Annotated in this window: 5 protein-coding genes; all 5 read right to left on the reverse strand. The window is 69.3% G+C overall.

Going from position 1 to position 7,437, the window contains the following annotated elements:
* Positions 1 to 248: 248 nt before the first annotated feature.
* Positions 249 to 3,668 carry a transglutaminase family protein gene (locus tag AC1D12_RS18895; RefSeq protein WP_477842195.1) on the reverse strand — a complete coding sequence of 1,140 codons (3,420 nt, stop codon included), beginning with the start codon at positions 3,666 to 3,668 and terminating at the stop codon, positions 249 to 251.
* Positions 3,669 to 4,511, reverse strand: coding sequence for a transglutaminase family protein (locus tag AC1D12_RS18900; protein ID WP_465112120.1), 843 nt, complete (start codon positions 4,509 to 4,511; stop codon positions 3,669 to 3,671). It abuts the gene before it with no gap.
* A 21-nt stretch (positions 4,512 to 4,532) separates the two neighbouring features.
* On the reverse strand, positions 4,533 to 5,519 hold the full coding sequence (locus tag AC1D12_RS18905) for an alpha-E domain-containing protein (protein WP_047502107.1): 987 nt from the start codon (positions 5,517 to 5,519) through the stop codon (positions 4,533 to 4,535).
* 36 nt (positions 5,520 to 5,555) lie between these two features.
* Entirely contained in the window at positions 5,556 to 6,992 is a 1,437-nt protein-coding gene (locus AC1D12_RS18910) for a circularly permuted type 2 ATP-grasp protein (RefSeq protein WP_047502105.1), read from the reverse strand.
* A gap of 48 nt (positions 6,993 to 7,040) precedes the next feature.
* Positions 7,041 to 7,437, reverse strand: a 397-nt coding sequence (locus AC1D12_RS18915) for a ComEC/Rec2 family competence protein (protein WP_477842197.1), incomplete at its 5' end; no start/stop codon positions are given.

The raw sequence follows: 7,437 nt of genomic DNA on the forward strand, positions 1-7,437 counted from the left end.
CCAATAAGGAGGGGGCGCCGGAGCTGGCTGGTTTCATGGCCCGCGTGCGCCAGCACGCTTCGTGAACTGACTGTCGCCCACTGTTTGACCACAACGAACGAAGTGAGTGGCGGGAGTTTGGGCGACGGGCCATGAAACCAGTCAGCGCAGGGGAGTCTTCGCCCCCCCGGGGGCGAAGACCGGCGCGACGGCGAGCCCCAGACTCCCCGCTCGCGCCTTCCGCGTCGATACGCGAACGAACGAACGAACTACAAAGACGCCCTCCGCAAATCCAGCGTGAACGGGAAGTTCGGGTTGCGCTCGTCCTTCGGCAGCACCATCACCCCCGGCGTGTGGCCGACGCGGAAGAAGCGCGCCAGCCGCCGCGCCTCGGCCTCGTACGCATTGACCGGCGCGGTGTCGTAGTTGCGCCCGCCCGGGTGCGCCACGTGGTACTGGCAGCCGCCCAGCGAGCGGCTCATCCAGCTGTCGACCAGGTCGATCGTCAGCGGCGCATGCACAGGAATGCTCGGGTGCAGCGCCGACGGCGGGTTCCAGGCCCGGTAGCGCACCGCACCGACGAACTCGCCGACCTTGCCGGTCGGCTGCATCGGGATCGCGCGGCCGTTGCAGGTCAGCACATGGCGGTCGCCGACCAGCCCGGTGGCCCGCACCTGCAAGCGCTCGACCGACGAATCGACGAAGCGCACCGTGCCGCCCGGCGCGCCCTCCTCGCCCATCACATGCCACGGCTCCAGCGCCAGCCGCAGCTCCACCTCGGTGCCCATCGCATTGAAATCGCCCAGCCGCGGGAAACGGAAGTTCAGGTGCGGCGCGAACCACTCCGGCTTGAACGCATAGCCGAACTGGTTCAGCTCCTCGAGCACGTCGCACAGGTCCTGCCAGATGAAATGCGGCAGCATGAAGCGGTCGTGCAGCTCGGTGCCCCAGCGCTTCAGGCGCGGCGGCTGGTACGGGCGCTGCCAGAAGCGCGACACCAGCGCGCGCATCAGCAACTGCTGCGTCAGGCTCATGCGCGCATGCGGCGGCATCTCGAACGCACGCATCTCCAGCAGCCCGAGCCGGCCGGTCGGGCCGTCGGGCGAGTACAGCTTGTCGATGCAGAACTCGGCGCGGTGCGTGTTGCCGGTCACGTCGATCAGCAGGTTGCGCATCAGCCGGTCGACCAGCCACGGCGGCGTGTAGCCGCTGCCTTGCGCCGCGATTCGTTGCAGCTCGGCGAACGCGATCTCGATCTCGTAGACCGAATCGTTGCGTGCCTCGTCGACACGYGGCGCCTGGCTGGTCGGGCCGATGAACAGCCCCGAGAACAGGTAGCTCAGCGCCGGGTGGTTGTGCCAGTAGCCGACCATGCTGGCCAGCAGGTCGGGCCGGCGCAGGAACGGCGAATCGGCCACGGTGGCGCCGCCCAGCACGAAGTGGTTGCCGCCGCCGGTGCCGGTGTGCCGGCCGTCCACCATGAACTTCTCGGTCGACAGCCGCGTCTCGTGCGCCGCCTGGTACAGGTGCGTGGTCTGCTCGACCAGCTCGCCCCAGCTGTGCGCCGGGTGGATGTTGACCTCGATCACGCCGGGGTCGGGCGTGACGCGCAGCGTCGACAGGCGCGGGTCCTTCGGCGGCTCGTAGCCTTCGAGGATCACCGGCAGCTTCATCTCGAGCGCGGTGTCCTCGACCGCGGCGACCAGCTCCAGGTAATCCTCCAGCGCGGTCGCCGGCGGCATGAAGACGTAGAGCCGCCCGCCGCGCGGCTCGGCGCTGATCGCGGTGCGGGTGACCCAGCTGGCCGATTCGTTCGCGGCGGGGACGCGCGCCGGAACCTCGGGCACCGCGCTGCGCGCGGTCGAGGCCCCCAGGCCGAGCGCGGCCCGCGAGCGGCCGGCAAAGCCGCCGGCGCCCGTCTCGCTGCGCTCCCACGCCGGCGTGGCGCCACCGGCAGCGTCGCTCCCACCCTGCGCATGGCGCAGCCGGCGGTACGGCGGCAGCGGCGCGAACGGCTGCGATTGATCTGGCGGATGCACCCATGGCAGGTCGGCGTCCCTGGCCCAGGGCTGCGAATCGAGCGGCAGCCGGTAGCCCATCGCCGAATCGCCCGGGATCAGGTAGCAGCGCTCGGCGCGCAGGAACCACGGGCCGGTCTGCCAGCGCGGGCCGTTCTTCGCCGGGTTGCGGGCGATCGGGAAGACATGCCCGACCACCTTGTCGAGGCCCTGGGTGAACACCTTGCGCAGGCGCTCACGCTCCAGCGCATCGGAGAGCTTCGCATCGAACGGGTCGACGTTGGCCGGCAGCTTGCGCTCGCGCCACAGGTAGTACCAGACGTCCTCATAGGCCGGGAACACATGCTTGCCGTCCAGCCCGAGGCGCTGCGCGACGCCCTCGAGGAACTTCTGCGCCTGCACGTCGGTGACGCCGTAGTCCTTGTGTTCGTCGGCGAACAGCTCGGGGTGCGTCCACACCGGTTCGCGGTCCTTGCGCCAGAACAGGTTCAGCGACCAGCGCGGCAGCTGCTCGCCCGGGTACCACTTGCCCTGGCCGTAGTGCAGCAGCCCGCCGTCGCCGTACTTGCGGCGCAGCCTGTCCATCAGGTCGGCGCTCAGCAGCCGCTTGGTCGGCCCCATCGCGTCGGTGTTCCATTCGGCGCCGTCGCGGTCGTCCACCGAGACGAAGGTCGGCTCGCCGCCCTGCGTCAGCCGCACGTCGTGGCGGCGCAGGTCGTCGTCGACGCGGTGGCCCATCGCCTCGATCTCGCCCCACTGCGCATCGCTGTACGGCAGYGTCACGCGCGGCGCCTCCCAGATGCGCGTGACCTTCATCGTGTGCTCGAACTCGGTCTCGCACTCGTCCAGCGCGCCGCTCACCGGCGCGGCCGACGACGGTTCCGGCGAGCACGCGAGCGGGATGTGGCCCTCGCCGGCCAGCAGGCCCGACGTCGGGTCCAGGCCGATCCAGCCGGCGCCCGGCAGGTAGACCTCGCACCAGGCATGCAGGTCGGTGAAGTCGACCTCGGTGCCGCTCGGGCCGTCGAGCGATTTCACGTCGCTCTTCAGCTGGATCAGGTAGCCCGACACGAAGCGCGACGCGAAGCCCAGGTGGCGCAGGATCTGCACCAGCAGCCAGCCGGAGTCGCGGCACGAGCCGCTCGCATTGACCAGCGTCTGCTCCGGCGTCTGCACACCCGGCTCCATGCGGATCAGGTAGCCGATGTCCTTCTGCAGCCGCTGGTTCAGCGCGACCAGGAAGTTGGTGGTCTGCATCTTCTCGCGCGAGATGCTGGCCAGGTACTTCTCGAAGGCCGGCGTCAGCGGCGCCTTGTGGCGGTACGGCTCCAGCTCGGTCGCGAGCGACGCGTCGTACTCGAACGGGAAATGCTCGGCCGCCGGTTCGAGGAAGAAATCGAACGGGTTCAGCACCGACATCTCGACCACCAGGTCGACCTCGATGCGGAACGACGTGGTCTTGTCCGGGAACACCAGCCGGGCCAGGTAGTTCGACTGCGGATCCTGCTGCCAGTTGATGAAGTGCGTTGCCGGCTCGATGCGCATCGAGTAGCTCAGCACCCGGGTGCGCGAATGCGGCGCCGGCCGCAGCCGGATGGTCTGCGGGCCCAGGTTGATCGGCCGGTCGTACCGGTAGTGGGTCACGTGGTTGAGCGCGACATGGATGGACATTCAAGGCTCCTGGGCGGTGAGCACGGCGGTTTCGGGAAGGGTCTCGGGGACGTCGGGCAGGACGCCGATGTCCACGCTGACCCGCATCGTCTCGTCGCCGCCGCCTTCGCGCACGCCGCGGATCGGCGAGCAGGCGGCGTAGTCGGGGCCGACGGCCAGGCGCACGTGGCGCTCGTCCATCAGGCAGCGGTGCGTGATGTCGACGCTGAGCCAGCGCCTCGCGGCCCGGTCGACGCAGACGTCGACCCAGGCATGGCTTGCGAGGCTGGGCGCTTCGGGCGCGTGGAAATAGCCGCTGACATAGCGCGCCGGCACGCCGGCGGCGCGGCAGGCGGCGATGAAGACATGCGCCTGGTCCTGGCAGACGCCGGCACCGAGCGCGAGCGCCTCGGCGGCGCTGGTGCGGGTGGTGGTCCTGCCGCCCTCGTAGGCGATGCGGTCGGCCACGTCGAGGGCCAGCGCGAGCGCACGCGCTTCATCGGCCGGGCCGTCGAGGTGGCGGCGGCCGAGCGCGGCGAGCGCGCCGGTCGCCGTTGTCAGCGGCGTCGCGCGCAGGTAGAACTCCGGCGCGATGCAGGCATCGACCAGCGCAGGCGAGGCATGCGTGCGCACGACGCCCGAGGCCCGCACCACGCCGCGGTACGTGCGCTGGCGCAGGCTCCAGGTGTGGGCGAGGTTGCCGAAGCCATCGCGCTGCGCGAACAGCTGGCCGGGCGCGGACAGGTTCCAGTCGAGCACCGTCTGGTGCGCGCTCGCCTGGGGCGTGAGGCACAACGACTGCAGCGCGTACTGCAGCGGCGCGCTGTAGTCGTAGTGCGTGACGTGCCGGATATCGAGTTTCATCCTGTGCCGGTCATGCGGCAGTCATGCCGCAACAGGCACCAGGAAGTCCCGGCTGATGCCCACCCCCAGCGTGCCGACGCGTTCGAGGAACTGCGTGAGGAAGGCATGCAGCCCGGTGGCGAGGATCTCGTCGATGCGGCCGAAGCGCAGGTCGGCCTGCAGGCGGCCGGCGCGGCGCAGCGTGTCCGACGATTGCTCGTTGGCCACCTGGCGCAGGTTGTTGACGACCTCGTCCATGCAGGCCGCGAGCGAACGCGGCATGTCGGCGCGCAGGATCAGCAGCTCGGCCACCTTCTCGGGCTTGATCACGTTGCGGTAGGCCTTGCGGTAGACCTCGAAGCCGGACACCGAGCGCAGGATCGCCGACCAGTGGTAGAAGTCGTACTCCTGGTCCTTGCCGTTGTTGCCGTTGCCGTTGCTGCCCATCGAGCCGGTGCCGAAGAACTCGCTCTCGACCGCGTGGAACTTCACGTCGAGCATGCGGGCGGTGTTGTCGGCGCGCTCCAGGAAGCTGCCGATGCGCAGGAAGTGGAAGGCCTCGTCCTGCAGCATCGTACCCACCGTCACGCCGCGCGACAGGTGCGAGCGGAACTTGACCCATTCGAAGCCCTCGCCGGGATCCTTCTGGAAGGTCTTGTGGCGCAGCATGCGCTGGAACTCGAGCCAGGTCTGGTTCTGCGTCTCCCAGACCTCGGTGGTCAGCGTGCCGCGCACCGCGCGGGCGTTCTCGCGCGCGGCCATCAGGCAGCTGTAGATGCTCGACGGGTTGCGCTCGTCGCTCACCATGTAGTCCATCACCTTGCGGGCATCGATCTCGCCGTAGCGCGACGCGTAGTCGTGGCTCAGCTCGGAGATGCTCAGCAGCCCCTTCCAGCCGTTGGCCGCGGCATCGGCCGACTGCGGCAGCAGCGAGGTCTGGTAGTTGACGTCCAGCATGCGGGCGGTGTTCTCCGCGCGCTCCATGTAGCGGGCCATCCAGAAAAGATGATCGGCGGTTCTCGACAGCATGTTCTTGATCTCCCTTTGTCTCAGGCGTCCATGTCTTCAAGCTTCCAGCACCCAGGTGTCCTTGGTCCCGCCGCCCTGCGACGAGTTGACGACCAGCGACCCTTCCTTCAGCGCGACGCGCGTCAGCCCGCCCGGCACCATCTGCACCGTCTTGCCGCTCAGCACGAACGGGCGCAGGTCGATGTGGCGCGGCGCGATGCCGCTGTCGACGAAGGTCGGGCAGGTCGACAGGCTCAGCGTGGGCTGCGCGATGTAGCCGGCGGGGTTGGCCTCGAGGGCCTTGCGGAAATCGGCGATCTCGTCCTTGGTGGCGGCCGGCCCGACCAGCATGCCGTAGCCGCCGGCGCCGTGCACCTCCTTCACGACCAGCTCGCCGAGGTGCGCCAGCACGTATTTCAGGTCTTCCGCATCGCGGCACTGGTAGGTGGGCACGTTGTTCAGGATCGGCTTCTCGCCGAGGTAGAACTCGATCATCTTCGGCACGTACGGGTAGATCGACTTGTCGTCGGCCACGCCGGTGCCGATGGCATTCGACAGCGTCACGTTGCCGGCGCGGTAGACGCTGAGCAGCCCGGCGCAGCCGAGCGTCGAATCGGGGCGGAAGGCCAGCGGGTCGAGGAAGTCGTCGTCGACGCGGCGGTAGATCACATCGACCCGCTTCGGCCCCTGCGTCGTGCGCATGTAGACGAAGTTGTCCTTGACGAACAGGTCCTGGCCCTCGACCAGCTCGACGCCCATCTGCTGCGCCAGGAAGGCGTGCTCGAAGTACGCGCTGTTGTACATGCCGGGCGTCAGCACGACAACGGTCGGGTCGTTGACCGCGGCCGGCGCGACCGCGCGCAGGGTCTCGAGCAGCAGGTCGGGGTAGTGCGCGACCGGCGCGACGCGGTGCTGGCTGAACAGGTCGGGGAACAGCCGCATCATCATCTTGCGGTTCTCGAGCATGTAGCTCACGCCGCTGGGCACGCGCAGGTTGTCCTCGAGCACGTAGTACGAGCCGCTGCCGTCGGGGTTGGCGGCGCGCACGATGTCGATGCCGGAGATGTGCGAGTAGACGCCGCCGGGCACGTCGACGCCCATCATCTCGGGGCGGAACTGCGCATTCTTGAAGATCTGCTCGCCGGGGACGATGCCGGCCTTGATGATCTCCTGGCCGTGGTAGACGTCGTGGATGAAGCGGTTCAGCGCGGTCACGCGCTGGCGCAGGCCGGCTTCCATGCTGGCCCACTCGCCGGCCGGGATCACGCGCGGGATCAGGTCGAACGGGATCAGGCGCTCGGTGCCGGAACCGTCTTCGTCCTTCGCGCCGTACACCGCGAAGGTGATGCCGACGCGGCGGAAGATCATCTCGGCTTCTTCGCGGCGCGAACGCATCACGTCGCCCGGTTGCTCGGCCAGCCAGCGCTCGTACACCCGGTAGTGGTCGCGCACCGTGGTGCCCGTGGCCTGCATCTCGTCGAAGCTTGCTCTCATCGAATCGGTCTCCTCTCGGTCAGGGTAGCAAATTCCAGGCCATTGTCATCAAGCTGGCGCCACCCGATGGTGCCAGTAGCGGCGGGCGCGGTCACGCTCGCAAACGCCAGCAGCGGCCGGGCGGTCGCTGCGCCAGCGCCAGGCGCCGCACGCCGCGGTGGCGGCGACCAGCACGTCGCGCTCGTGCAGCCGGGCCAGCACCTCGGGCACCGGGTGGCCGAAGCGGTTGCGGTAGCCGGCCTGGATCAGCGCGACCTGCGGCTGCACCGCATCGAGGAAATCCGCACTCGACGAGGTACGGCTGCCGTGGTGCGCGACCAGCAGCAGCTCGCTGCGCAGGCCGGCGCCGACGCGCTCGACCAGCGCGCCCTCCTGCTCGCGCTCGATGTCGCCGGTGAGCAGCGCGCTGCGACCGCCGGCGCTGACGCGCAGCACGCACGAGACG

The organism is Rhizobacter sp. P1_G5 (assembly GCF_056405435.1).